Raw genomic sequence first — 24,157 nt, forward strand, 5'->3', positions numbered from 1 at the left:
AGCTGCCTATGAAGGAGTGAACCATGGCTGCGAAAGAAGTCAAATTCCACACCGATGCCCGCGAGAAGATGCTGCGCGGCGTCGACGTCCTCGCCAATGCGGTGAAGGTGACGCTCGGTCCCAAGGGCCGCAACGTCGTCATCGACAAGTCCTTCGGCGCCCCGCGCATCACCAAGGACGGCGTCTCCGTCGCCAAGGAGATCGAGCTCGAGGACAAGTTCGAGAACATGGGCGCGCAGATGCTGCGCGAGGTCGCCTCGAAGACCAACGATCTCGCCGGCGACGGCACGACGACCGCGACCGTTCTCGCCCAGGCGATCGTCAAGGAAGGCGCCAAGGCCGTCGCCTCCGGCATGAACCCGATGGACCTGAAGCGCGGCATCGACCTTGCCGTCGACGCGGTCGTCAAGGAGCTGAAGGCCAACGCCCGCAAGATCTCCAACAATTCCGAGATCGCCCAGGTCGGCACCATCTCCGCCAACGGCGATTCCGAGATCGGCCGCTATCTCGCCGAGGCGATGGAGAAGGTCGGCAACGAGGGCGTCATCACCGTCGAGGAGGCCAAGACCGCGGAGACGGAGCTCGAGGTCGTCGAGGGCATGCAGTTCGACCGCGGCTATCTCTCGCCCTACTTCGTCACCAATGCCGACAAGATGCGCGTCGAGCTCGACGATCCCTACATCCTCGTCCATGAGAAGAAGCTCTCCAACCTCCAGTCCATGCTGCCGGTGCTCGAGGCCGTCGTGCAGTCCGGCAAGCCGCTGCTCATCATCGCCGAGGACGTGGAAGGCGAGGCGCTGGCGACGCTGGTCGTCAACAAGCTGCGCGGCGGCCTGAAGATCGCCGCCGTCAAGGCCCCGGGCTTCGGCGACCGCCGCAAGGCCATGCTGGAGGACATCGCCATCCTGACGGGCGGCACGGTGATCTCCGAGGACCTCGGCATCAAGCTGGAGAACGTCACGCTCGACATGCTCGGCCGGGCCAAGAAGGTCGCCATCGAGAAGGAGAACACCACCATCATCGACGGCGCCGGCTCGAAGGCGGAGATCGACGGCCGCGTCACCCAGATCCGCGCCCAGATCGAGGAAACCACCTCCGACTACGACCGCGAGAAGCTGCAGGAGCGCCTCGCCAAGCTCGCCGGCGGCGTCGCCGTGATCCGCGTCGGCGGCTCGACCGAGGTCGAGGTGAAGGAGAAGAAGGACCGCGTCGACGATGCGCTGCACGCGACCCGCGCGGCCGTCGAGGAGGGCATCCTGCCGGGCGGCGGCGTGGCGCTGCTGCGCGCCGTCAAGGCGCTCGACGGGCTCGCGACGGCCAATGACGACCAGCGCGTCGGCATCGACATCGTCCGCCGCGCCATCGAGGCGCCGGTGCGCCAGATCGCCGAGAACGCGGGCGCCGAAGGCTCGATCGTCGTCGGCAAGCTGCGCGAGAAGGCCGAGTTCTCCTATGGCTGGAACGCGCAGACGGGCGAATATGGCGACCTCTACGCGCAGGGCGTGATCGACCCCGTCAAGGTCGTCCGCACCGCGCTGCAGGACGCGGCCTCCGTCGCCGGCCTGCTGGTGACGACTGAGGCGATGATCGCCGAGAAGCCGAAGAAGGAAGCCGCCCCGGCCATGCCGGCCGGCGCCGGCATGGACTTCTGAGCGATCCGGTCCCGGCGACTGCCCGGCCCGCCCTGTCTCTCGGGGCGGGCCTTTTCATGCGCGGGCGGCGGGCGACCTGCCTCGGCGAGACCCGGCGGATTGCGGGCAGGCAGCGTGCGATATCAAGGAATTGCGGACGGCGCGGAGCCTCTTGAAACGCGAAGAGAAGGTTCCCAAATCATTGTCTGCCGGTTGCCGATAGCGGAGCCGGCGGTGCCGGGCGGACGCCCGGCGACAGTCTTGTACCCATATTGCTCAAAGGAGGATGTGGCTATGAGAACCACTCTCGACTTCTCTCCCCTGTTCCGGTCGAGCATCGGCTTCGACCGGATGCTGGACGCGCTCGAGACCGCCAACCGCGTCGAGCCGTTCGACAACTGGCCTCCCTACGACATCGTCAAGACCGGCGAGGACGACTACCGCATCACCATGGCGGTGGCCGGTTTCGCCGAGGGCGATCTCACCATCGCGCAGGAGCAGAACATGCTCGCGGTCTCCGGCGAACGCGCCGGCGAGGAGGACGGCCAGTACCTGCATCGCGGCATCGCCGAGCGGGCCTTCCGCCGCCGCTTCGAACTGGCCGACCATGTGAAGGTGGTGGGCGCCAGCCTCGTCAACGGCCTGCTGACGATCGATCTCAAGCGCGAGATCCCCGAGGAAATGAAGCCGCGCCGGATCGAGATCGCCACCGACGGGGCGCAGATGAAGCGCGTCGAAGCCCCCCGGCAGGTCGCCTGAGCCGAGGCCGCGGGTGCAGGCCGCGCATGCGGCGCCGGGCAGGCCCCGGCGCCGACAGGACGTATCCTCAAGGATTGAAAGGAGAAAACAATGAGTGTCCGTGATCTGATCCCCTGGGGCCGGAACAACGGCAACCAGGTTCCGAGCCCCTTCCGCGACGGCGACCGCGATCCGTTCCTGTCGCTGCACCGCGAGGTGAACCGGCTGTTCGACGACGTCTTCCGCGGCTTCGGGTCGGGCGTGCCGTCCTTCGGCGGCGGCTGGCCGAGCGTCGAGATCTCCGACGGCGAGAAGGAGATCAGGGTGACGGCCGAGGTGCCCGGGCTCGAGGAGAAGGACATCGAGGTGCTGCTGAACGACGGCGTGCTGACGCTGAAGGGCGAGAAGCGCTCCGAGACGGAGGACAAGGACAAGCAGTTCTCCGAGCGCTTCTACGGCCGCTTCGAGCGGCGCATCCCGCTGGGGGCCGAGGTCAAGGAAGACCAGGTTGACGCGCGCTTCAGGAACGGCGTGCTGACGGTGACCCTGCCGAAGAGCGAGAAGGCGCAGTCGCAGGTCAGGCGCATCGCCATCAGCAGCTGACGCGGGCCGGCCGCCGGCGGCGGTCGGTGAGCCCGCCGCCGCCGGGAAAGCGCCGGCTCACCGGTCGAGCAGGCCCTGCGTCTGGCTTTGCTTGCGCCGTCCCGCCTCGCGGATGATCTCGGCGATCCGGGTGAACTGCGGCGCCAGGGGATTGGTCTTGCGCCACACCATCCCGATGGTCCGCGACGGGCGGGGCTCGGCGAGGCGGAACACGCAGACCGCGGCGGAAAGCGTCTCCGTGTAGACCGCCATCTGCGGGATGAGCGTGACGCCGATGCCGGCGCCCACCATCTGGACGAGGGTGGACAGCGAGCTTCCCTCCATCAGCTCGCGCGGCGGCAGGTTGGCGATGTTGCAGACCGAGAGGGCCTGGTCCCGGAAGCAGTGCCCCTCCTCCAGCAGCAGCAGGCGCATCTCGTGCAGCCGGTCGGAGCTCGGGACCGGCTTTCCCGCATCCTCCAGCGGCCGCACCAGCACGAACTCCTCGTCGAACAGCGGGACCTCCTCCAGCGCCGGCTCCGAGATCGGCAGCGCGACGATGGCGGCGTCGAGCCTGGCCTCCGCCAGATCCTCGATCAGCTTGCGCGTGATCGCCTCCCGCGGGCGCGGATCGAGCCCGGGATAGAGCTGCGCCAGCGAGCGGATGACGTCGGGCAGCAGATAGGGCGCCACCGTCGGGATGACGCCGAGGCGCAGGCGCCCCGTCAGCGGCCCGTGCGCCGCCCGCCCGAGCTCCCCCAGCTCGTCGACGGCGCGCAGGATGGCGCGCGTGCGCGCCGCGAACTCCTCGCCGAGGCCCGTGAGCCGGATGCGCCGCCCGCCCCGTTCCACCAGCGGCGCGCCGATCAGCTCCTCCAGCTCCCGGATCTGCACGGAAAGCGCCGGCTGCGAGATGGCGCAGGCCTCCGCCGCCCGGCCGAAATGCTCGAGCCGCGCCAGCGCGTCGAAATAGCGCAGGTGCTTCATGGAGAGACCTATCATAATCTGAGCATATCGCAGCCTTTAGAATATACAATTGGAATTTATGGAACCGGTTTGCTACTCCTGCGCCACTCGGAAGACGTCCGGCGGCGATGCACCCACGAGGCTCGCCCGCGAGGCCGCTTCCAGTGTCCTGTAGAAGCAGACATCCCTTGGAGGACGAAATGGATACGAAGACGACGACGACCGGCAAGTGTCCGGTCATGCACGGGGGCAACACCGCGCTCGGCAAATCCGTCATGGACTGGTGGCCGAACGCGCTGAACCTCGACATCCTGCACCAGCACGACACCAAGACCAACCCGCTCGGCAAGGACTTCAACTACCGCGAAGAGCTGAAGAAGCTCGACGTTGAGGCGCTCAAGGCCGACCTGCGCGCGCTGATGACGGACAGCCAGGAGTGGTGGCCGGCCGACTGGGGCAGCTATGTCGGCATGATGGCGCGCGTGAGCTGGCATGCCGCGGGCTCCTACCGCGTCACCGACGGCCGCGGCGGCGCCGGCACGGGCAACCAGCGCTTCGCCCCGCTCAATTCCTGGCCGGACAACGTCAACACCGACAAGGGCCGCCGCCTGCTGTGGCCGATCAAGAAGAAGTACGGCAACAAGATCTCCTGGGCCGACCTGATCGCGCTCGCCGGCACCATCGCCTACGAGGTGGCGGGCCTCAGGACCTACGGCTTCGCCTTCGGCCGCGAGGACATCTGGCATCCCGAGAAGGACACCTACTGGGGCGAGGAGAAGGAATGGCTCGCGCCGAGCGACGGCCGCTACGGCGACGTCGCCAATCCGCGGACGCTGGAGAACCCGCTCGCCGCCGTGCAGATGGGCCTCATCTACGTCAACCCGGAAGGCGTCAACGGCAAGTCCGACCCGATGGCGACCGCCGCGCAGATGCGCGAGACCTTCGCGCGCATGGGCATGGACGACGAGGAGACGGTGGCGCTCACCGCCGGCGGCCATACCGTGGGCAAGTGTCACGGCAACGGCGACCCGCGCAACCTCAGCGCCGAGCCGGAGGCCGCGGGCCCGGAATTCCAGGGCCTCGGCTGGATGAACACCAAGGGGCGCGGCATCGGCCGCAACACGGTCGTCTCGGGCCTGGAAGGCGCCTGGACCAGCGAGCCCACCAAGTGGGACAACGGCTTCTTCGAGATGCTGTTCAAGCATGAGTGGACGCTGACGCACAGCCCGGCGGGCGCCTCCCAGTGGGTGCCGATCACGATCGCCGAGGAGGACAAGCCGGTCGACGTCGAGGATCCCTCGATCCGCACCCTGCCGATGATGACCGATGCCGACATGGCGCTGAAGGTGGACCCGATCTACCGCGAGATCTCGCTGCGCTTCATGAACGACTTCGCGGCCTTCTCGGACGCCTTCGCCCGCGGCTGGTTCAAGCTGACCCACCGCGACATGGGCCCGAAGAGCCGCTACGTCGGCCCGGACGTGCCCGCGGAAGACCTGATCTGGCAGGACCCGATCCCGGCCGGCCGCACGGACTACGACGTCGCCGCCGTCAAGGCGGGGATCGCCGCGTCCGGCCTTTCGGTCGCGGACCTCGTCGCCACCGCCTGGGACAGCGCCCGCACCTTCCGCGGCTCGGACTTCCGCGGCGGCGCGAACGGCGCGCGCATCCGCCTCGCCCCGCAGAAGGACTGGGAAGGCAACGAGCCGGCGCGGCTCGCCCGCGTCCTCGCCGTGCTGGAGCCGATCGCGGCGGCGACGGGCGCGAGCCTCGCCGACGTCATCGTCCTCGGCGGCAACTGGGGCGTGGAGCAGGCGGCGAAGGCCGCGGGCTTCGACGTCACGGTGCCCTTCGCGCCCGGCCGGGGCGACGCCACCGCCGAGCAGACCGACGCGGACAGCTTCGCCCCGCTCGAGCCGCTCGCCGACGGTTTCCGCAACTGGTTGAAGAAGGACTACGTGGTCAGCCCCGAGGAACTGCTGCTCGACCGCGCCCAGCTCATGCGGCTGACGGCGCCGGAGATGACGGTGCTGGTGGGCGGCATGCGGGTGCTCGGCACGAACCACGGCGGCACGGCGCACGGCGTCTTCACCGACCGTCCGGGCACGCTGACGACGGACTTCTTCGCCACGCTCACCGACATGGCCTATTCCTGGGTACCGACCGGCGGCAATCTCTACGAGATCCGCGACCGCAAGACCGGCGCGACCCGCTATACGGCCACGCGCGTCGACCTCGTCTTCGGCTCGAACTCGGTCCTGCGCGCCTATGCGGAGGTTTATGCCCAGGACGACAGCAGGGAGAAGTTCGTGACGGACTTCGTCCTCGCCTGGACGAAGGTCATGAACGCCGACCGGTTCGATCTCGCCGCCTGATCAAACGACTTGGGCCTTCCCCCACGCACGGTGGGGGAAGGCCGTCGACTGGAAGCCCTGGAACGGCCCTAGGAGCGGCCTTCCGGCTTCTTCGCGGGACCGCCCTTCGGGTCTCGCCCCGGCGGCGTCGCGCCCGCGCTCTCGTTCGCATGCGCATCCGGTCCCGCGACGATCATGCCGCGATCGGGATCGTTCCTGCGATCGTCATCCTTGCGGGTGGAAACGCGCGTCTCCTTTTCCATGGCCTTCTTCCTTCTTTATTCAACGCCGGTAGCGAAGGCGTTCCTGCTCGATCTCGGCGGGGCCGTAGGGATCGAGCGTCTCGTCGAAGCGCGACCAGCCCTGCGCCGTATAGGCGGCGCGGCGCTCGGCCGGGTCGACCCAGTTCGACCGGCGCAGGATCGCCTCGGCCTCGTCGTAGAGGCTGTCGTCGACCCTCGCCGTGACGAGCGTGCCGCCGCGGCGCACGCCCTCCGCATAGACATGCGCATGCTCTTCCGGCACGCCCGATTCGGTGAGCGCCCCGATCAGCCCGCCGGCGGCGCCGCCCGCGACCGCACCGGCCGCCGCGCCCGCCGCGGTGGCGGCCAGCCAGCCGGCCGCCACGACCGGGCCGACGCCGGGGATGGCCATGATGCCGAGCCCGGTCAGGAGGCCGCCGACGCCGCCGACGGCGGCACCGATGCCCGCACCGGCGCCTGCGCCTTCGGCCGCGTTGGATTCCTTCGTGAGCCGGTCGCCGGCATTGTTCGAGACGATGCTGATGTCGTCGGACGGCACGCCGCTTGCCTCAAGCGCGCTGACGGCGGCGCTGGCGTCGGAATAGTCGTCGAAAAGTCCTGAAACGGTTCTCATTGTGTGTTCCTCAAGCCTGGGGTCAGTTGGCGACGATGTTGCCCTGGTAGTCGAGCGCGACGTTCACGGCCTTGCCGTCCTTGGTCGCCGTCCCGCGCCAGACGCCCTTGTCGTCGAGCACGAGCCCGGTGACGTCGGCATAGCCGGCCTCGACGATGCGCTCGCGCGCCTGGTCTTCGGTGAAGCTGTTCGCGCCCTCGACCGGTGCCGAGGCGTTGTTGCTGTCGGGTGTGGCGACAGCGGGCGTGTCGCCGTCGGTCGCCGGCGTGGTCGAATCCTGCGCATGGGCGCAAAGGGTCGTTGCGCCGACGAGTGCGGCGGCTAGCAGAAGCTTTTTCATGGTATGTCCTCGTTCGAGCCGTTGATCGGCCTTCCAGAAACCCGCTTCGGCGCGTTTGGTTCCTTGACGGCGAACGGGACCGTGCATTCTTGCTATTGCGGCCCGGGGTCGGCCGCGCGGGGCTCCGAGGCGGCGAGGATCGCGGCGAAAAGGTCGGAGCGGTGGAGCAGGCCGACGACCTGGCCGTCCCGCACGACCGGGTAGACCCGGTGGGAGCGCCCGAGGAACGCTTCCGCCGCCGAGACGAAATCGAGGTCTGCCGGCATCGTCAGCACCTCGCGGCTCATATGGTCGGCGACGCTGCCGTCCCATTGCTGGTAGTAGCTGGCATTGAGCATCGGCCGGAAGCAGTCCTTCTCGGTCAGGATGCCGGCGAGCCCCGCCGCCTCGTCGATCACCGGAGCGGCCGGCAGGCGCCGGCGCGCGAGGATCGCCACGGCCTCGCGGATCGGCATGGCCGGCGTGAACCGGGGGAAATCGGTCCGCATGACGGATTCGACGGTCGTGTCGCGGTTCATCGCTGCTCCTCCTCCGCCCGGCGGCCGCAGCATGCGCCGCCGCAGGCGCAGCCGCCGCAGCCGGCGGCGGGCGGGGCGCGCCCTGCGAGCAGGCCGAGGGCGAGGCCCAGGGCCGAGAGGCAGACGATTGCGACGGCGAAGATCGCTTCCATGGGAAACCTCACGCAAGATGCCGTTCGAAGGTGCCGGTCGCGACCCGGCGCAGGCTGCCGCCGGCGCGGAACAGGAACAGCGCCGGAATGCCCTGGCGCGAAGCGAGCGCCGGCCCCGCCGCGCCGGCCGCCATCAGCGCCGTCGCCCAGCCGTCGGCCTCCCGCCCCGTGGGCATGAGCACCGAGACGGAGGCGGGCGCGCTTTCCACCGGCTCGCCTTCCGCGGGGTCGATGATGTGGCTGTAGCGCCGGCCGCCGAGATCGTAGCCGTTCACCCGGTCGCCGGAGGTGGCGACCGCCATGCCGGCGAGGTCCAGCACCGCCGCAAGCCCCTCCGCGCCCGGCCGCGGGTCCTCGATGCCGACCCGCCAGGCCCGGCCGGAAGGGTGCCGCCCGCGGGCCGAAAGCTCGCCGCCGAGGTCGATCAGGAAATCCTCGTGGCCGGCGTCGCGCAGCAGCGCCGCCATGCGGTCGAGCGCGTGGCCCTTGGCAATGCCGCAGAGGTCGAGCGTCAGGCCCTGCCGGTCCCGCGCCAGATGGCCGTTCCCGGCGTGGATGCCGCGCCAGCCGCCGGCCGTAGTCTCGCCCGCGCGGATCGGTCCGAAGCCCCAGCGGGCGACCAGCGGCCCGACCGTCGGATCGAAGGCCCCGCCGCTCGCCCCGGCGATCGCAAGGGCCGCGCGGGTGACCTCGACCACCTCGCCGGGCACGGCCGCCTCCGTATCGGCGCCCGCATTGAAGCGGCCGATCGCGCTTTCCGGGCGGAAGGGCGAGAAGGCGTAGTCGATGCCGTCGAGCAGCGCGGCAAGCCGCTCCCTCAGGCCGGCGACGTCCGCGCCGGCGGGCAGCGCGACGCTCCAGCCGGTGCCGAGCGCCGTCCCGGCAAGGCCCGCGAGCGGGGCCGCCCGCGCGGCGGTTCCGGCGGCGAAGAGCGCGGTCCCGCCGAGGGCGAGGAAGCCGCGCCGGTTCAGTCCTTTGCCGGCAAAGCGCATGGATCAGCCTCCGAAATCGTCGTTGAAGATGGAATGCGGCTCGACGCCGAGGCGGTCGAGCATGGCGAGCACGGCGGAGATCATCACCGGCGGCCCGCAGAGATAGTACTCGCATTCGTCCGGCGCGGGATGGCCGGCAAGCGCGGCGCGCACCGTCTCGTGGATGAAGCCCGTCGCGCCGGTCCAGCGGTCGGAGGGCGCGGGGTCGGAGAGCGCCGGCGTCCAGGTGAAGTTCTCGTGCCGGGCCGCGATCGCCTCGAACTCCTCGACGTAGAACAGGTCCGCCGCCGTGCGCGCGCCGTAGAAATAGGTCATGCGGCGCCTCGTGCCGAGCGCGATCTGCTCGTGGATCATGGCGCGCAGCGGCGCCATGCCGACGCCGCCGCCGATGAAGACCATGTCGCGGTCGGTCGGCTGGACGTGGAACTCGCCGAACGGCCCGCCCGTCTCGACCGTGTCGCCCGGCTTCAGCGCGAAGAGCCAGGAGGAGACGATGCCGGGCGGGATGTCGTGCTCGCGGCCGGCGGGCGGCACGGCGAGGCGGATGTTGAAGACGATGCGGCCGGCGTCCTCCGGGCGGCTGGCGATCGAATAGGCGCGCGTCACCGGCTCGGTGGAGACCGATTTCAGCGCCGGCCACCCGGCGATGCGCCAGGCCTGGGCATAGGCCGGATCGATGTCGATCCCGGAGAAGTCGAGGCCGTAGGCCGGTGCGGTGAGCTGCGCGAAGCCGCCGGCGCGGAAGGGGAAGGCGCGGCCCTCCGGCAGCTCCAGCACCAGCTCGCGGATCAGCGGCGCGAGCATGCGGTTGGAGAGCACCCGGCAGGGGAAGGATTCGGCGGCCAGCACGTCGGCCGCCACCGTCACGTCCACGGGACCGCGGAGCCGCACCTGGCAGGCGAGGCGGACATGGGCGCGCCGCTCGGCGGGCGAGAGGAGCGCGCGCTCGGTCGCCTGCACCTCGCCGGCGCCCGCACCCTCGACGCCGACGCGGCAGAGCCCGCAGGTGCCGCTGCCGCCGCAGGCGGCGGGAATGCCGATGCCCGCACCGTGCAGAACGCCGAGCAGCGGATCGCCGCGCGCCGCCTCGATGCCCATGCCGCCGTTGACGGTGACGCGCACCGCGCCCTGCGGCAGGAGCCGCCTGCGCGCGAACATCAGCACCACCGTCAGGGCGACGACGAGAAGGACGACGAAGAGGCTGCCGAGCGCGATCTCGGTGACGTCGGTCCCGGTCATGGCGCGGCCATCTCCGCGAAGGCGGAAAAGCCGAGCGACATCATGCCGGCGATGAGGAAGGCGATGCCGAGGCCGCGCAGCCCCGCGGGAAGGTCGGCATAGGCGAGCCGGGCGCGGATCGCGCCGAGCAGGACGACGGCGAGCGCGAAGCCCGCCCCGCTGCCGACCCCGTAGACCGCCGCCTCCGCCAGCCCGTAGCGCCGCTCCACCATGAACAGGCTGCCGCCGAGGATGGCGCAATGGATGGTGAGCAGCGGCAGGAAGGCGCCGAAGGTCGCCTGCACGCGCGGCAGGTAGCGCTCCAGCACCATTTCCAGGAACTGCACGCTCGCCGCGACCACGCCGATGAAGGTGATGAGCGAGAGATAGGAGAGGTCGAGGTCCGGCATGCCGAGCCAGGCCCAGACGCCCGGCGCCAGCACGGCCGTGTAGATGACCTGGTTGAGCGGCACGGTCACGCCCATGACCGCGATCACGGCGACGCCGAGGCCGACGGCCGCCTCCGTCCGGCGCGACAGCGCGAGGAAGGTGCAGAGCCCGAGGAAATAGGTGAGCGGCATGTTCTCGACGAACATGGCCCGGAGGAAGAGCGCGCCGAGATCGGCCATCAGCGCGCCTCCCCGGTCTCGTGCGGCGGGAACTCGGGCGGCTCGGCCTGCTCCGGCCGGAGGCTGCGGATCGCCCAGATCAGCCCGCCGAGCAGGAAGAAGGCGCTGGGGGCGAGCAGCATCAGGCTGAGCGGCGTGAACCACCCGCCCTCGTCGGCGAGCGGCAGCACCGCGACGCCGGCGAGCTTGCCGCTGCCGAAGAGCTCGCGGCAGGCGCCGATCACCGTCAGCACCAGCGAATAGCCGAGGCCGCTGCCGAGCGCGTCGACCATGGAGAGGAGCGGCGGGTTCGAGCGCGCGAAGGATTCGGTGCGGCCGAGCACGATGCAGTTGGTGGCGATCAGGCTGACGAAGACGGAAAGCCGCTGGCTGAGCGCGAAGAACCAGGCCTGCAGGATCTGGTCGATGACGATCACCAGCGAGGCGATGATGATGATCTGCACGATCAGGCGGATGGAATTGGGGATATGGCGGCGGATCAGGCTGATGAGGCCGGCCGACAGCACCACGACGACGGTCAGCGACACCGACAGCGTGAAGGCGGTCGCAAGCGAGGTGGTGACGGCGAGCGCCGAGCAGATGCCGAGGATCTGCAGCGTCACCGGGTTCTGCCGGATCAGCGGCGCGGTCAGCGCGTTCCACAGGCTCTCCCGGCCGGCCATCGCCTAGAACTCCCCGCGGCGGATGGCGGCGATCAGCGGGCCGTAGCCCTTCGGCCCCATCCAGAAGCGCACCATCTGCGTCATCGCGTTGCTGGTGCGCGTGGCGCCGGTGATGCCGTCCACCTCGTGCTCCGTGCGCGCCGGGCCGCGCGCCACGGAAAAGCGGATCGCGCCGGCGTCGTCGAAGAGCTGCTTGCCGGCGAAGCCCTGCTGCCAGGCCTGCTCCTCGATCCGCGCGCCGAGCCCGGGCGTCTCGGACTGCTCGGTGACGGCGATGCCGGCCACCATGCGCATGTCGCCGCCGAGCGCCAGCAGCGCCTGGATGCGGCCGTTGTAGCCGGTGCCGGCGATGGGCAGGATCGCCAGCGACACGGTCTCGCCGTCGCGCAGCAGGTAGATCTGCGCATAGTCCGGCCGGCTGCCGAGGCCGGCGACATCCTCGGCGGGCGAAAGCGCGGTCCAGTTGGCGGGATCGGCGAGCGCCGCCTGGAGGGTTTCGGGCGTGACGCCGCCTGCGGCCGCCCCGGCGTCGAGATCGACGACGACGGTGGAGAGCGCCGCCCCGCCCGCCCGGGCGACGAGGTCGGAAATCGCCGGCACCGCCGCGACCAGCGCCTCCAGCCGGGCCTGCTGCTCGGCGGCGCGGTTCTGCGCCTGGATGGGGCGCAGCACCACGGTGGCGGCCGTCACCATCACCGCGCAGACGGCCGAGACGAGGAAGGCCACGACGAGCGTCTTCGTCCGGCTGTCGTTCGGCAGGGTCAGGAAGCGCCGCCAGAGCGAGAGGGGGTTGAGATCAGCCAAGGCGTTTCCTCCGCGCGAGCCACAGGCTTATGGCGAGTTCATCGAGAAGCGGGGCGGCGAGCGTCGCGAGCATCGCCGCCGACACGGCGATCTGCACCGGCGCGGCCCCCTGCCAGCCGAGGGCGAAGAGGAGGACCAGCGCCCCGTAGAGGAGCCCGTTGAGCCACCGTCCCAGCCGGGTGGCGGCGCTGGTGACGGGATCGCCGACGAGGAGCACGAGCGCCACGGCGGCGGCCGTCAGCACGGGCGTTTCGAGCGGAAGGACGCTGCGTCCGGCGAAAAGCACGGCCGCGCCGCAGGCGACGACGCGCCACGGCATGACCCCGAGGGCGACGCCGAGCAGGGCGACGGCGGCGGCGGACCAGCCGAGCTGGACCGGCAGGTCCGGCCAGGGCGCGGCCGGAAAGCCGAAGCCGAGGAAGGCGAGCGTCACCGCCGCCGGATGGACCACGTTGCGGCCCCAGCCGCCGAAGACGAGCTCTCCCGCCACCACGCCGAAGCTGACGCCCAGCAGGAGCGGTATCGGGCCGAGGTCGAGCGGGGCGAGCACGGCGATCGCCAGTGCGGCAAGGGCGCCCGCCACGGAGGGCGGCTGCGCGCGGGCGAGCATGAAGACGAGATGCCAGAAGCCCGCCACGGCGAGCACGAAGACGAGCCGCGTCATGCCGGCCGCGCCGGCGTAGAAAAGCCACGTGACGGCGAGCGGCAGCACGGCCGCGAGCAGCAGCAGCGCCACCGTCTCCCGGTCCCACAGGCCGCGCGTCATGCCGCTTCCTCCGCCTCGATGCGGTCGAGCATGGCGCGCAGCATCGCCGACAGGCGGGGTGCCGCGCCGGTGACGTGGTCGGCGAGCGCGAGGTCCTCCTCCAGCAGCGACAGCGCGCCGAGCCGCGTCGCCGTCTCCGCATCGTTGGCGGCGAGCGCCCGCACCAGCGCGGCTGCCGGCAGCAGGCCGCCGAAGGCGTGGTCGAGCGCGGCGGTGGGAATGATCGGCAGGGGGCGCCGCGCACGCCGCAGCGCCACGGAGAACCAGTGGCGGCGAGCCGCGTCGGGTGCCGCGGCGACCGCGGTCGCCTGCCGGTGCCAGCGCCCGAGCCAGCGGGCCTCGACGCCGTCCTGCGCCGAGCCCGACAGGAGGCGGTGCGGCCCCGGCCTGACGATGTCGAAGGTGAGCGCCCGCAGGTCGGCCCCCGGCTGACAGCGCACCAGCCGGTGCTCCCGGAGCGCCGGCCCGGCGACCGAGACCAGCTTCGTCTCCGGCACCAGCCCGGTCTCGAGGAAGGCGCCGATGCCGGCGACGTCCTCCGCATGGACGTCCCAGACCGGCCGGCCGGCCGCTGCGGGATGGAGCGCGGCGAGCTGGAACCCGGCAAGCCCGTGCGGGTGGACCGGCGCGACCTTGCGGATGCGGCAGCGCGCGCCCGTGCCGCCGGCATCGACGATGTCGGCGCCGCGGTCCTGGCACAGCACGACGGGGCCGGACGCGAGCCCGGCAAGCGCCCGCAGGCCGCGGGCGAGATCCTCCTCGCGCCCGTCGAGGGCAAGGCGCGGCGGGGGTGCGTCCGGCCGGGTGTCGAGCGCCATCACGAAGATCGCCGAGGGCGTCTCGGCGGGCGCGGGGATGCGGCCGAAGGGGCGCGAGCGCAGGAGCGGCCAGAGGCCGGCGGACAGCAGCAGCGCGCGGGTCGCCGCGGGGTCGTCTCCCCTGTTCGCCGCCGTCACGTCGTATGCGTGCCGCCCGGCATCCGGCGCATGGAAGAACAGCACGTGCGAGAGCCGCCGTCCCGGTCCGAGGTCGATCGCGGCGACCTCCCCGGAAACGGGCGCGACGAGGACGATATCCGGATCGCGGCGCGAGCGCAGCACCGGCGTGCCCTGCGCGACCCGGTCGCCCTCGGCGACCAGAAGATCGACGCGGAAATCCTCCTCCGATCGCGCCGTCAGCGCGCACTGGTCAGTAATGATCGTTCCTATGTCGGCACCCCGGAATAGAGGAAAACGTGTCGGCATGACGAATCCATGATCCAGCCAAGCACAATACTGCCCCCTCCAGCCTTGATCTATATCAAGGCTGCTTCCCCTTTTCCCCTGCACACTGGCACGATGGCGCTAGACTGGCAGCAGTCCGGCGCACCCGGAACGTTGGGAGGCAAGGATGCGCCGGTTGCTGTTCTCGTTGGTCGCGCTCTGTAGCCTGTTCTCCGCCGCGGCCCTCGCGCAGACGGCGGAGGACGGCGAGGCGCCGGTCTATGTCATGCCGAAATCGGGTCCGTTCACGCCCGAGCAGATCGCCATTCCGCAGAGCCGCTTCATCGACGCCTGGGCGCGCTCCGGCCATGCGAACGCCGCTTCGGAATCCTTCGCGCACTGGAACGCCGAGGGCACCATTCCGCCGGCCTGCGCCGTCTGCCATGCCGGGGCGGGGTTCCGCTTGTTCCACGGCCTGGACGGAAGCGAGCCCGGCCTTCCGGCGCATCCCGTGCCGGTCGGCGGGGTGGTCGATTGCGAGACCTGCCATAATCCGGGCCTCGCCGCGGTCACGCAGATCGTCATGCCGAGCGGGCTGAAGCATCCGGTCACCGCGGGCGAGGCCTCGTGCATGACCTGCCACCAGGGCCGGGCTGCCGGCAGCACCGTGACGAAGGCGACCGGCGGCAAGCCGGACGACACGCCCGACCCGGCGCTCGGCTTCATCAACCCGCACTATGCCACGGCGGCCGCCACGCTGCTCGGCGGCTACGGCGGCATGGGCTACCAGTATCCGGGGAAGACCTATTCCGGCCGCTTCCTGCACGCCAAGCCCGTCGCGACCTGCGCCTCGTGCCACGATCCGCACAGCCTGACGACGGCGGAGGAGAACTGTCTGACCTGCCACGCCTCCGGCAAGGCGGCCGACATCCGCATCGCCCGCATGAGCTTCGACGGCAGCGGCGACGTGAAGAAGGGCATAAGGCAGGACATCGACGCCAATGCGCGCCGGCTGAAGGGCATGCTGGAGGACTATGCCGCCAGGATCGCCGGCGTGCCGCTGCTCTACGACGGCAGCCGCCACCCCTATTTCTTCGCCGACGCCAACGGCGACGGAGTGGCCGACGCGGCGGACGGCAAGCCCCTGCCCTATGCCGCCTGGACGCCGCGCCTGCTGCGGGCGGCCTACAACTGGAAATTCGTGGGCTCCGACAGGGGCATCCACGTGCACAATCCGCACTACGCCCTCGAACTGCTCCACGATTCGATGGAGGACCTCGCCGGCCCGCTGGGCATCGACTTCGCCGCGCTGGGGCTCGGCCGCTAGACCGTTGCGTTCGGGATTGCGTGGAAACACACGCTCTAGGAGGGCGCCGCCGGGGCGGGCGGACGCGAGGCGACGAGGATGAAGCGGCGGTAGAGCAGGGTACGCAGCCTGTTGCGCAGGTCCGCCGTCCGGCGCTGCGCCGCGGCGATCGGCGCATGCGAGCCGACCGCCATGTCGCGGAAGCCGGCCGCTTCGAGCAGCGGCAGCACGCGCCCGGCGGTGAGCCCGTCGCCGAAGGGCAGCCGCTGCATGATGCCGGCATGGCGGTCGCTCATCGCGCCGTCATAATGGGGATCGGCGCCGACGATCCGGTCGATCGCGGCGATGGCCCGGCTCGCCAGCCGGCCGAGCCGCGTCGGCGCGGCCCAGTCGCCGTCGAAGAAGAGAAGCGTGCCGCCCGGCTTCAGCAGGCGGTACCATTCGGAAAAGGCCCGCTCCGGCGCCGTCAGCGTCCAGACGAGATGGCGGCAGACGATGGCGTCGTAGCTCTCGTCGGGCTCCATCGGGTTTTCCGCGTCGGCGAGCAGGAAGCGCAGCCCCCTGGCGCCTGCGTGCTTGCGGCGCGCGACGGCGAGCATCGCCTCGGAGAAGTCGAGCGCGGTCACCTCGTGGCCGAGCGAGAGGAGAAGGCGCGTCACCTCGCCGGTGCCGCAGGCGAGCTCCAGCACGCGGCGCGGCGCCGGGCCGAGGCGCTCGCGGATCGCCGCCGCCCAGGCGTCGAATTCCGGCCCGTCCGGGATGCGGTGGCCGAAGGCGAGGTCGAAGGTCTCCGAGCGGCGCGACCAGTAGTCGCGGATGTCCTCCTTGAGGTGGCTGTTGGCGTGCGTGCCGAGCATCACTTCCCCTCGCCCGCGTCGATCCGGGCGAAGATGGCGTCGAAGCGCGGCCGGGCGCGGGCCGGCACCTCGACCGCGCGGATCGCCTCCGTCAGCTCCGCCTCGCCGACCTTCACCAGCATCACCATGCCCATGCCGAAATGCGGCGAGCACTTGATGCCGTAATAGCCGGGCATATCGAAGATCACCTCGATCTCCTCGTCGATCCTGCCCTTGAAGCCGGCATAGCCCTCCGGGACCATGCCGTCGATGCTCGCGGCGTTGTGGCTCCTGTTGGCGGCGATGAACTTCACGCTGTCGCCCGGCCGGATCGCCAGGAAATCCGGCTCGAACACCATGGAGCCCTTCTCGCCGCGATTGCGCATCTCGACCTCGAAGGTCTCGGCGGCGGTGGGCGCGGCATGGAAGAGTGCAGCGACGAGGGCTGCGGCGAGGATGGTCGGCTTTGTCATCTTGCCTCTGCAACGAGCTTGAGTTTGGCGGGGCGGGGGTCGGGCCGGCGGTAGCGGATGAAGCAGCCGCCGGCGCTGTCGCGCTCGACCTCGACGGTGACGCCGAAGACGTCGTGCAGGCGCTCGGGCTCCAGCACCCTGGCCGGAGTGCCGAGCGCGACGATGCGCCCGCCCTGCATGACGGCGATGCGGTCGCAGAACATGGCGGCGTGGTTGAGGTCGTGCAGCGCGGCGACGACGGTCAGCTCCTGCTCGCGCACGAGCTGGAGCAGGCCGATCTGGTGGCCGATGTCGAGATGGTTGGTCGGCTCGTCGAGCAGCAGGATCGGCGCCTGCTGGGCGAGCGCGCGGGCGATGTGCAGCCGCTGGCGCTCGCCGCCGGAGAGCGTGTGCCAGAGCCGGCCGGAAAAATGCGCCATGTCGACCGCCTCCAGCGCCCGCTCGACGATGGCGTCGTCGGCCCGCGACCACGGCGTCAGCGCGCCGAGATGCGGCGTGCGGCCGAGCTCGACGGCCTGGCGGGCGGTGATGCGCTCGGTCGTCTCCGCCTGCTGCTCGACGAAGGCGATGCGCCGGGCGACCGCCTGGCGGCCGTGGGCGGAAAGCGGCTGGCCGTCGAGCCTCACCGTGCCGGCGAGCGGCCGGCGGATGCCCGAAAGCAGCGCCATCAGGCTGGTCTTGCCGGAGCCGTTCGGGCCGATGATGCCGAGGAACTCGCCGGGACGCACGTCGAGCGAGACGTCCGTGAGGATGGCGGCGCCGCCGGCCGACCAGAAGAGGCCTTCCGCCGCAAGCGTCATGTCGCCGACCTCCTCTGGCTGAGGATGAGCGCGAAGGCCGGCGCGCCGAACAGCGCCGTGATGACGCCGATCGGCAGCACCTGGCCGGGGATGATGATGCGCGACAGCACGTCGGCCGCGATCATGAAGACGGCGCCGATCAGCGCGGAGGCCGGCAGCAGCAGGCCGTGCCGGACGCCGACGACCATGCGCGCGGCATGCGGGATGACGAGGCCGACGAACCCGATCGAGCCGACGATGGAGACCATGACGGCCGTCATCAGCGCCGAGACGGCGATCAGCACGGCGTAGACGCGGCGCACCGGGATGCCGAGGGCGGCGGCCGATTCCGTGCCGAAGGTGAAGGCGTCGAGCGCGCGGGCATGCCACAGGCAGACGAGGAGGCCGGCGAGCGCGACCGGCAGCGCCAGCCAGACATCCGGCCAGCGCACGCCGGACAGGTTGCCGAGCAGCCAGAACATGATGCCGCGCGCCTGCTCGGCATTGGCCGCCTTGGTGACGATGAAGGAGGTGAGCGCGTTGAAGAGCTGCGAGCCGGCGACGCCGGCGAGGATGATCGCGCCGGTGCCGCGCCCGGCGCGGACGGCCAGGGCGGCGACGAGGCCGAAGGCGACCAGCGCGCCGAGGAAGGCGCCGGCCGGCAGCGTCAGCATGCCGGCCCCGAGCCCGAGGATCGCGACGCCAACCGCGCCCGTCGAGGCGCCGGCGGAGATGCCGAGAATGTAGGGGTCGGCGAGCGCATTGCGCAGCAGCGACTGCAGGATGACGCCGGAAAGCGCCAGCGCCGAGCCGCAGCAGGCGGCCACCACCGCCCGGCTCAGCCGGTAGTTCCAGATGATGCCCTCGTCGATCGGCTCGAGCGCGTGGCCCGCCTGCCAGAGGCGGTTCGCCACCGTCTTGCCGACGACGTCGAGCGGGATCGCGGTCTCGCCGACCGCCGCGCCGAGGCCGAGGGCCGCGACGAGGAGCGCGAGCGCCGCGAAGGCGGCGCCCGTGCGAAGCAGGATGGGATGGTCCGCGGTCACTTCGCCAGGCCGGCCTTCTCGACCGCGTCGGCGAGCACCTCGATGCCCTCGATGGTGCGGATCGTCGGGTTCATCGCCTGCGCGTCCATGTCGACGACATGGCCGTTCCTGACCGCCGGCATCAGGCTCGCGACCGGGTCGGACTTCAGGAACTGGTGCTTGACGGCGACGTCGTCGGCGGGGAAGCGGCGGCGTTCCATCTTGCCGGCGACGATGATCGTCGGGTCGGCCTTGGCGATCGTCTCCCAGCCGACCGTCGGCCATTCCTCCTCGCTGTCGATGACGTTCCTGATGCCGAGCGCCGACATGATGTAGCCCGGCGCGCCGTTCTTGCCGGCGACGTAGGGATCGATGTCGAGCTCGGCGCTGGAGAACCAGAAGACGGCGGAGAGCTTGCCGTCGGCCGAGGCGATCTTGCGGCGGGCCGCCTCCTCGCGCGCCTTCAGCTCGGCGATCAGCGCCTCGCCGCGCTCCTGCACGTCGAAGATCTGCGCGAGCTCGGCGATCTCCTGGTAGATCAGGTCCATGGTGAAGACGGTGTGGCGCACGCCGTCGCCGCCGCCGGTATTGTCCTTGCCGACGCAATCGGCGGGCGAGGTGTAGACCGGAATCTTCAGCTCCTCGAACTGCTCGGGCGTCGCGACGATGCCCTCGGGGCCGACGTGCCACTGGAACTGCGCCGTCACGAGGTCCGGCTTCTTGGCGACCACGCTCTCGAAGCTCGGGTCGTTGTCGGCGAGGCGCTCGACCTTGGCGTTCGCCTCCTCGTAGCCGGCGATGACCGGGCCGATCCACACGGCCGTGCCGGCCACGCGGTCGGCGAGGCCGAGCAGGTAGAGGATCTCGGTCGAGCTCTGGCCGATCGAGACGGCGCGCTCGGGGGCCTTCTCGACGGTGACGGGGCGGCCGCAGTTTTCGAGCGTCAGCGGATATTGCGTCCCGGCGGCGCGGGCGGCGCCGGCGGCGAGGACGAGCGCGGCGGCGGTGCCGGCCACGAGCGAAACGAGCGATGCGGCGCGTGGCGCCGCGGAAAGGATGGTCATGGGTTTCTCCCGGATGAGTGAAAGCGACGGGGCTAGCCGATGCGCCGACAGGGGCGGATCGATCGCGGTCGGGAGAAAACGGACGGATATCTGCCGCGGGGGGCAGCCGGAATCGTCATGGCGTCTCCTGTTCCGGGCATCCCCGCCCGTGACTGGGATTGTTGCTCTGACGGCAGGTCTCCTGGCTCACGGATATCTGCGGCCTGTCTGCCTTCCCGCGGCCGGGCCGCAGTGGCATGACGCGCGGAGGCGTCACGAGGACAGGCGGCAATCCGCCTACAGTTGCGGGGGCAGCCACGGAATGGGTCCCTGTTGGGTCGTCCGCACCGTGTTCCCTATTAATCCCCTGGGAGTCATCCCTCGGGGAACCGTCGGGGACCAGATAAAGGGCGGCGGCGCATACCGTCAAGCCCAAAGAACGGCGCGCGGCTTTCGCACCGGCGGTTCCCGGACCCCGGCAGGCGAGTCTGCGGGCCCGCTACCGGAAGACGTCCTGGTCGCGTTGCGCGGCCTCCGCGATCGCCGCGAAGACCAGCCGGACGCGCTCGACCCTCCGCAGGTCGTTGTGGAACGACATCCAGTAGGACCGCGTCAGCACCGTGTCGGGCAGGATCGGCCTCAGGCCGGGATGCGAGACGGCCATGAACTTCGGCAGGACGCCGATGGCGGCCCCGCTCGCGATGGTCTGCATCTGGGCGGCGATGCTGCTGCTCTTGATCTGCGGGCGCAGGTTCCTGCCGAGTGAGCGCATGTAGTCGAGCTCGTCCGTGTGCAGGAGCTGGTCGATGTAGCCGCACAGGCGATGGGCCTGCAGGTCCTGCGCCGCGCGCGGCGTTCCCGCGCGCTCCAGATAGCCGGGGCTGCCGTAGAATTGCAGCGCGTAGTCCGTCAGCTTGCGGAAGGTCAGGTCGCCCGCGGTCGGGCGGTCGAGCGTGATCGCGATGTCCACCTCCCGGTCGGCGAGCGAGAAGTTCCGGGGAAGGGCCACCAGCTCGATCGAGATTTCCGGGTAGAGATCGACGATCGCGCCGATATTGGCGGCGAGATAGCTGACGCCGAGCCCCTCCGGCGCGCCGATGGTGACCGATCCGGTGCGGATGGCCCGCGCCTCGTCGATGGCGGCCATGTCCCTGATCAGCGTCGTCTCCACCTTCTCCGCCGTGCGGCGGAGCTTCGATCCCGCATCCGTGATCCTGAGGCGCCGGCCCGCGCGATGGAAGAGGTCGACGCCGATCGTCGCCTCCAGTTGCGACAGCCGGCGCGACACGGTCGAATGATCGCATTCGAGCGCGCGCGCCGCGTCGACGATCGTCCCCTGCCGGGCGACGGCGAGGAAAAGCCGGAGGTCGTCCCAATCCATCCTGCACCCGTTTGCGCATAGCGAAAGTGCATTTCTACATGTTGCCTCCGTGCCGGCAATGGGCAAGATGGGGGATGAGCGGGGAGGAGATCATGCAGAAGACGGATGCGGGCGAATTCGATTGCATCGTGGTCGGCGCCGGGACCGCGGGCTGCGTCGTCACCGAGCAGCTGTCGCGCGATCCCGCGCGGCGCATCCTCGTGCTGGAAGCGGGCGGCATGGACAACTGGATCTGGTTCCACGTTCCGGTCGGCTACCTGTTCGCGATCGGCAATCCGCGCTCCGACTGGATGTTCAGGACGGAGGCCGAGCCCGGCCTCAACGGCCGGTCGCTCGCCTATCCGCGCGGCAAGGTGATCGGCGGCTCGTCCGCCATCAACGCCATGATCTCGATGCGCGGACAGGCGGCCGACTACGATCACTGGCGCTCGCTCGGGATGACGGGCTGGGGCTGGAGCGACGTCCTGCCGCTTTTCCGCGAGCTGGAAGACCATTTCCTCGGCGAGAGCGAATTCCACGGCGCGGGCGGCGGATGGCGCATCGAGTCGCCGCGCCTGTCCTGGGCCATCCTCGACGCCGTGCGCGAGGCGGCGGGCCAGATGGGCATACCGCCGACGCCGGACTTCAACGTCGGCGACAACGAAGGCGCGGGATATTTCCACGTCAACCAGAAGCGGGGCCGCCGCTGGTCCTCCGCCCGCGGCTTCCTCAAGCCGGCGCTGGCGCGGCGGAACGTCAGGCTGGAGACGCAGGTCCTGGTGGAGCGGCTCGAGATCTCGGGATCGAGGGTCACCGGCGTCGAGTACCGCAAGGGATCGCAGACCTTCGTCGCCCGGGCGCGCGGAACGGTGGTCCTCTGCTCGGGGTCCATCGGTTCCGTCCAGGTCCTGCAGCGCTCCGGCATCGGCCGGGCCGATTTCCTCTCCGGCCTCGGGATCACGCCGGTCCTGGACGCCCCGGGCGTCGGCGAGAACCTGCAGGACCACCTGCAGCAGCGGGCGATCTTCAAGGTCGAGAACGTCCGCACGCTGAACGAGATGTACCATTCCCTCCCCGGCCGCGGCTGGATGGGCCTGCAATATGCGCTGGCGCGGCGCGGCCCCCTGACGATGGCTCCCTCGCAGCTCGGCATCTTCACGCGCTCGAGCCCGGAACACGACCGTCCGAACATCCAGTTCCACGTCCAGCCGCTTTCGCTCGACAAGTTCGGCGATCCGCTCCACCGCTTCCCCGCGATCACCGTCAGCGCCTGCAATCTCAGGCCGACGTCCCGCGGGAGCGTGCGCATAACGGAGGCTTCCGTGCATGCCGCTCCGCGCATCGCGCCCTGCTACCTCTCGACGGACGAGGACCGCAAGGTCGCGGCCGACGCCATCCGCGTCACACGGCGCCTGATGGCGCAGCCCGCCCTCTCCCGCTTCCGGCCCGTCGAATATCTGCCCGGCCCGGCGGTGGGCGACGACGACGCGAGCCTGGCGCGCGCGGCGGGCGACATCGGGACGACGATCTTCCACCCGGTAGGGACGGCCAGGATGGGCCGGCCGACGGACCCGGGGGCGGTCGTCGACGAACGGCTGCGGCTGATCGGCCTCGACGGCCTCAGGGTGGTCGACGCGTCCGTCATGCCGACGATCACCTCCGGCAACACCAACACGCCGACCGCCCTGATCGGGCTCAAGGGCGCCAAGATGATCGCCGAGGATCTGCGATAGACCGGCCAAGCCGGCTTGCCGCGGCCGGCGCGCGGGTGTTTTGTTTCACGACCTTGTCCGCGAGCACATGACCGTCCGAGGCACCGCGCGGCCGCCCCCGTCTCCATGACGGGGCGGCCGCGGCGTTTCAGCGGCGCTTGCGGCGTCCGATGAGCGCCTCCATCATCGCCGTCTCCTCCGCCGTCAGGTCACTGAGCGGCGGGCGGACGGGACCGGCGTCGAAGCCCTGCAGGCGGACGCCGGCCTTGACCGCCGAGACGGCGTATCCCTTCGCGCGGTTGCGGATCGCCATGAAGGGATAGAAGAAGTCGAGGAGGATCGCCTCGCATTTCGCCCGCTCGCCGGCGCGCAGCGCCGTGTAGAATTCCATCGCGAGGGCCGGGACGAAGTTGAAGACCGCGGAGGAATAGGTGGTGAAGCCGGCGCCGAGATAGGCCTCGGCGAAGAGCTCCGCCGTCGGCATGCCGCCGAGATAGGTCAGGCGGTCGCCCATCTTCGCGGTGACCTGGCGGACGAGGCCGATGTCGCCCGTCCCGTCCTTGAAGCCGACGAGGTTCGGGCACTCGTCGCAAAGCCGGGCTAGCGTGTCGGCCTGGAGGACCGAGTTGTCGCGGTTGTAGACCATCACGCCCATGCCCGTCGCCTGGCACACGGCCTTGACGTGGCGGTAGAGGCCCTCCTGCGGCGCATCGATCAGGTAATGGGGCAGGAGCAGGATGCCGTCGGCGCCGGCCTTCTCCACGGCCCTGGCGATCGAGACGGCCATCGTCGTGCCGTAGCCGCAGCCGGAGACGATCGGCGTCTTGCCGGCGGCCTCCTTGGCGACGCGGACGACCTGCGGAATCTCCTCGGGCGCAAGCGAGAAGAACTCGCCCGTTCCGCCGGCGGCGAACAGCGCCGCCGCGCCGAAGCCGGACAGCCAGCCGACATGCTCGGCATAGCTTGCGGCGTTGAAATCGCCCTCCGCGTCGAAATGCGTCACGGGGAAGGAAAGCAGGCCGGCGCCGAGCACGTGCTTCAGGTCTTCGGTTTTCATGGGTGTTCCTTTCTCTGGGATTGCTGGTTTGGCCGGCCGCCCTGCCTGTCGGCGGCACGCGCTTCGTCGCGGCGGCGCGGTCCGCCGCGCCGCCTGATCCATGTGCTTGCTGTGCTGTCGAGCTGCCCCTTCTCAG

The 24,157-nt window shown here is 70.6% G+C and carries 25 protein-coding genes, 1 pseudogene and 1 riboswitch; of the genes and pseudogenes, 6 read left to right on the plus strand and 20 right to left on the minus strand.

Annotated features, from left to right (window positions below; genetic code table 11):
• Nucleotides 1–23 precede the first annotated feature (23 nt).
• The 3 genes from groL to NNZ72_RS04500 all read left to right on the plus strand — a co-directional run bounded on the left by groL (nucleotide 24) and on the right by NNZ72_RS04500 (nucleotide 2,972).
• A complete protein-coding gene (groL, locus tag NNZ72_RS04490) occupies nucleotides 24–1,652 on the plus strand; it encodes a chaperonin GroEL (protein WP_257313313.1) in 1,629 nt (542 codons plus the stop codon).
• Nucleotides 1,653–1,925: 273 nt separating this feature from the next.
• Nucleotides 1,926–2,390: an Hsp20 family protein gene (locus NNZ72_RS04495; RefSeq protein WP_257313315.1), complete on the plus strand. Its 465-nt coding sequence runs from the start codon at nucleotides 1,926–1,928 to the stop codon at nucleotides 2,388–2,390.
• A 90-nt stretch (nucleotides 2,391–2,480) separates the two neighbouring features.
• A complete protein-coding gene (locus tag NNZ72_RS04500; RefSeq protein WP_257313317.1) occupies nucleotides 2,481–2,972 on the plus strand; it encodes an Hsp20/alpha crystallin family protein in 492 nt (163 codons plus the stop codon).
• 57 nt (nucleotides 2,973–3,029) lie between these two features.
• On the opposite strand, the gene NNZ72_RS04505 is transcribed toward NNZ72_RS04500, so the two are convergent.
• Nucleotides 3,030–3,953 (minus strand): hydrogen peroxide-inducible genes activator, encoded by a 924-nt coding sequence (locus tag NNZ72_RS04505; RefSeq protein ID WP_257313320.1) that lies wholly within the window; start codon nucleotides 3,951–3,953, stop codon nucleotides 3,030–3,032.
• A gap of 164 nt (nucleotides 3,954–4,117) precedes the next feature.
• Between NNZ72_RS04505 and katG the strand changes: the two genes are divergently transcribed.
• Nucleotides 4,118–6,292 (plus strand): catalase/peroxidase HPI, encoded by a 2,175-nt coding sequence (katG, locus tag NNZ72_RS04510; protein ID WP_257313322.1) that lies wholly within the window; start codon nucleotides 4,118–4,120, stop codon nucleotides 6,290–6,292.
• Between the two features lie 68 nt (nucleotides 6,293–6,360).
• Here the strand turns inward: katG and NNZ72_RS04515 are convergent, their stop codons facing one another.
• The 12 genes from NNZ72_RS04515 to NNZ72_RS04570 all read right to left on the minus strand — a co-directional run bounded on the left by NNZ72_RS04515 (nucleotide 6,361) and on the right by NNZ72_RS04570 (nucleotide 14,472).
• On the minus strand, nucleotides 6,361–6,534 hold the full coding sequence (locus NNZ72_RS04515; RefSeq protein ID WP_257313324.1) for a hypothetical protein: 174 nt from the start codon (nucleotides 6,532–6,534) through the stop codon (nucleotides 6,361–6,363).
• Between the two features lie 19 nt (nucleotides 6,535–6,553).
• Nucleotides 6,554–7,147, minus strand: coding sequence for a general stress protein (locus NNZ72_RS04520; protein ID WP_257313326.1), 594 nt, complete (start codon nucleotides 7,145–7,147; stop codon nucleotides 6,554–6,556).
• Between the two features lie 22 nt (nucleotides 7,148–7,169).
• Nucleotides 7,170–7,487 (minus strand): PepSY domain-containing protein, encoded by a 318-nt coding sequence (locus NNZ72_RS04525; protein ID WP_257313327.1) that lies wholly within the window; start codon nucleotides 7,485–7,487, stop codon nucleotides 7,170–7,172.
• A 92-nt stretch (nucleotides 7,488–7,579) separates the two neighbouring features.
• Nucleotides 7,580–8,005 (minus strand): CBS domain-containing protein, encoded by a 426-nt coding sequence (locus tag NNZ72_RS04530; protein WP_257313328.1) that lies wholly within the window; start codon nucleotides 8,003–8,005, stop codon nucleotides 7,580–7,582.
• On the minus strand, nucleotides 8,002–8,157 hold the full coding sequence (locus NNZ72_RS04535) for a hypothetical protein (RefSeq protein WP_257313330.1): 156 nt from the start codon (nucleotides 8,155–8,157) through the stop codon (nucleotides 8,002–8,004). The genes NNZ72_RS04530 and NNZ72_RS04535 overlap by 4 nt, the downstream gene beginning before the upstream one ends.
• Before the next feature lie 8 nt (nucleotides 8,158–8,165).
• Nucleotides 8,166–9,149 carry an FAD:protein FMN transferase gene (locus NNZ72_RS04540; protein ID WP_257313332.1) on the minus strand — a complete coding sequence of 328 codons (984 nt, stop codon included), beginning with the start codon at nucleotides 9,147–9,149 and terminating at the stop codon, nucleotides 8,166–8,168.
• A gap of 3 nt (nucleotides 9,150–9,152) precedes the next feature.
• Entirely contained in the window at nucleotides 9,153–10,388 is a 1,236-nt protein-coding gene (gene nqrF / locus NNZ72_RS04545) for an NADH:ubiquinone reductase (Na(+)-transporting) subunit F (protein ID WP_257313334.1), read from the minus strand.
• Nucleotides 10,385–10,996: an NADH:ubiquinone reductase (Na(+)-transporting) subunit E gene (gene nqrE, locus NNZ72_RS04550; RefSeq protein WP_257313336.1), complete on the minus strand. Its 612-nt coding sequence runs from the start codon at nucleotides 10,994–10,996 to the stop codon at nucleotides 10,385–10,387. The genes nqrF and nqrE overlap by 4 nt, the downstream gene beginning before the upstream one ends.
• A complete protein-coding gene (locus NNZ72_RS04555; RefSeq protein ID WP_257313339.1) occupies nucleotides 10,996–11,658 on the minus strand; it encodes an NADH:ubiquinone reductase (Na(+)-transporting) subunit D in 663 nt (220 codons plus the stop codon). Before NNZ72_RS04555 ends, nqrE begins: the two co-directional genes overlap by 1 nt.
• 3 nt (nucleotides 11,659–11,661) lie before the next feature.
• Nucleotides 11,662–12,462 (minus strand): NADH:ubiquinone reductase (Na(+)-transporting) subunit C, encoded by an 801-nt coding sequence (gene nqrC, locus NNZ72_RS04560; RefSeq protein WP_257313341.1) that lies wholly within the window; start codon nucleotides 12,460–12,462, stop codon nucleotides 11,662–11,664.
• On the minus strand, nucleotides 12,455–13,228 hold the full coding sequence (locus NNZ72_RS04565; RefSeq protein ID WP_257313343.1) for an RnfABCDGE type electron transport complex subunit D: 774 nt from the start codon (nucleotides 13,226–13,228) through the stop codon (nucleotides 12,455–12,457). Before NNZ72_RS04565 ends, nqrC begins: the two co-directional genes overlap by 8 nt.
• On the minus strand, nucleotides 13,225–14,472 hold the full coding sequence (locus tag NNZ72_RS04570) for a Na(+)-translocating NADH-quinone reductase subunit A (RefSeq protein WP_257313345.1): 1,248 nt from the start codon (nucleotides 14,470–14,472) through the stop codon (nucleotides 13,225–13,227). The genes NNZ72_RS04565 and NNZ72_RS04570 overlap by 4 nt, the downstream gene beginning before the upstream one ends.
• A 145-nt stretch (nucleotides 14,473–14,617) precedes the next feature.
• On the opposite strand from NNZ72_RS04570, the gene NNZ72_RS04575 reads away from it, so the two are divergent.
• A complete protein-coding gene (locus NNZ72_RS04575; protein ID WP_257313347.1) occupies nucleotides 14,618–15,757 on the plus strand; it encodes a cytochrome c3 family protein in 1,140 nt (379 codons plus the stop codon).
• A gap of 35 nt (nucleotides 15,758–15,792) precedes the next feature.
• On the opposite strand, the gene NNZ72_RS04580 is transcribed toward NNZ72_RS04575, so the two are convergent.
• The 6 genes and pseudogenes from NNZ72_RS04580 to NNZ72_RS04605 all read right to left on the minus strand — a co-directional run bounded on the left by NNZ72_RS04580 (nucleotide 15,793) and on the right by NNZ72_RS04605 (nucleotide 21,273).
• The gene (locus tag NNZ72_RS04580; protein WP_257313349.1) at nucleotides 15,793–16,593 is read right to left on the minus strand and encodes a class I SAM-dependent methyltransferase; all 801 of its coding nucleotides are present in this window, start codon (nucleotides 16,591–16,593) and stop codon (nucleotides 15,793–15,795) included.
• Nucleotides 16,593–17,045, minus strand: coding sequence for a pseudoazurin (locus NNZ72_RS04585; protein ID WP_257313351.1), 453 nt, complete (start codon nucleotides 17,043–17,045; stop codon nucleotides 16,593–16,595). The genes NNZ72_RS04580 and NNZ72_RS04585 overlap by 1 nt, the downstream gene beginning before the upstream one ends.
• A complete protein-coding gene (locus NNZ72_RS04590) occupies nucleotides 17,042–17,845 on the minus strand; it encodes an ABC transporter ATP-binding protein (protein WP_257313353.1) in 804 nt (267 codons plus the stop codon). Before NNZ72_RS04590 ends, NNZ72_RS04585 begins: the two co-directional genes overlap by 4 nt.
• Nucleotides 17,842–18,870 (minus strand): FecCD family ABC transporter permease, encoded by a 1,029-nt coding sequence (locus NNZ72_RS04595; RefSeq protein WP_257313356.1) that lies wholly within the window; start codon nucleotides 18,868–18,870, stop codon nucleotides 17,842–17,844. The genes NNZ72_RS04590 and NNZ72_RS04595 overlap by 4 nt, the downstream gene beginning before the upstream one ends.
• Nucleotides 18,867–19,811: pseudogene (locus NNZ72_RS04600) on the minus strand (ABC transporter substrate-binding protein); the annotation flags it as partial. The gene NNZ72_RS04595 and the pseudogene NNZ72_RS04600, both read right to left, overlap by 4 nt.
• 256 nt (nucleotides 19,812–20,067) lie before the next feature.
• Nucleotides 20,068–20,301: riboswitch (cobalamin riboswitch) on the minus strand.
• 90 nt (nucleotides 20,302–20,391) lie between these two features.
• Nucleotides 20,392–21,273 (minus strand): LysR family transcriptional regulator, encoded by an 882-nt coding sequence (locus NNZ72_RS04605; protein WP_257313360.1) that lies wholly within the window; start codon nucleotides 21,271–21,273, stop codon nucleotides 20,392–20,394.
• A gap of 92 nt (nucleotides 21,274–21,365) precedes the next feature.
• On the opposite strand from NNZ72_RS04605, the gene NNZ72_RS04610 reads away from it, so the two are divergent.
• Nucleotides 21,366–22,985, plus strand: coding sequence for a GMC family oxidoreductase (locus NNZ72_RS04610; protein ID WP_257313362.1), 1,620 nt, complete (start codon nucleotides 21,366–21,368; stop codon nucleotides 22,983–22,985).
• Nucleotides 22,986–23,112: 127 nt separating this feature from the next.
• Here NNZ72_RS04610 and kdgD read toward each other — a convergent pair whose 3' ends face one another.
• A complete protein-coding gene (kdgD, locus tag NNZ72_RS04615) occupies nucleotides 23,113–24,021 on the minus strand; it encodes a 5-dehydro-4-deoxyglucarate dehydratase (protein ID WP_257313364.1) in 909 nt (302 codons plus the stop codon).
• Nucleotides 24,022–24,157 lie beyond the last annotated feature (136 nt).

The organism is Shinella pollutisoli (genome assembly GCF_024609765.1).
GTDB classification, from domain to species: Bacteria; Pseudomonadota; Alphaproteobacteria; order Rhizobiales; family Rhizobiaceae; genus Shinella; species Shinella pollutisoli.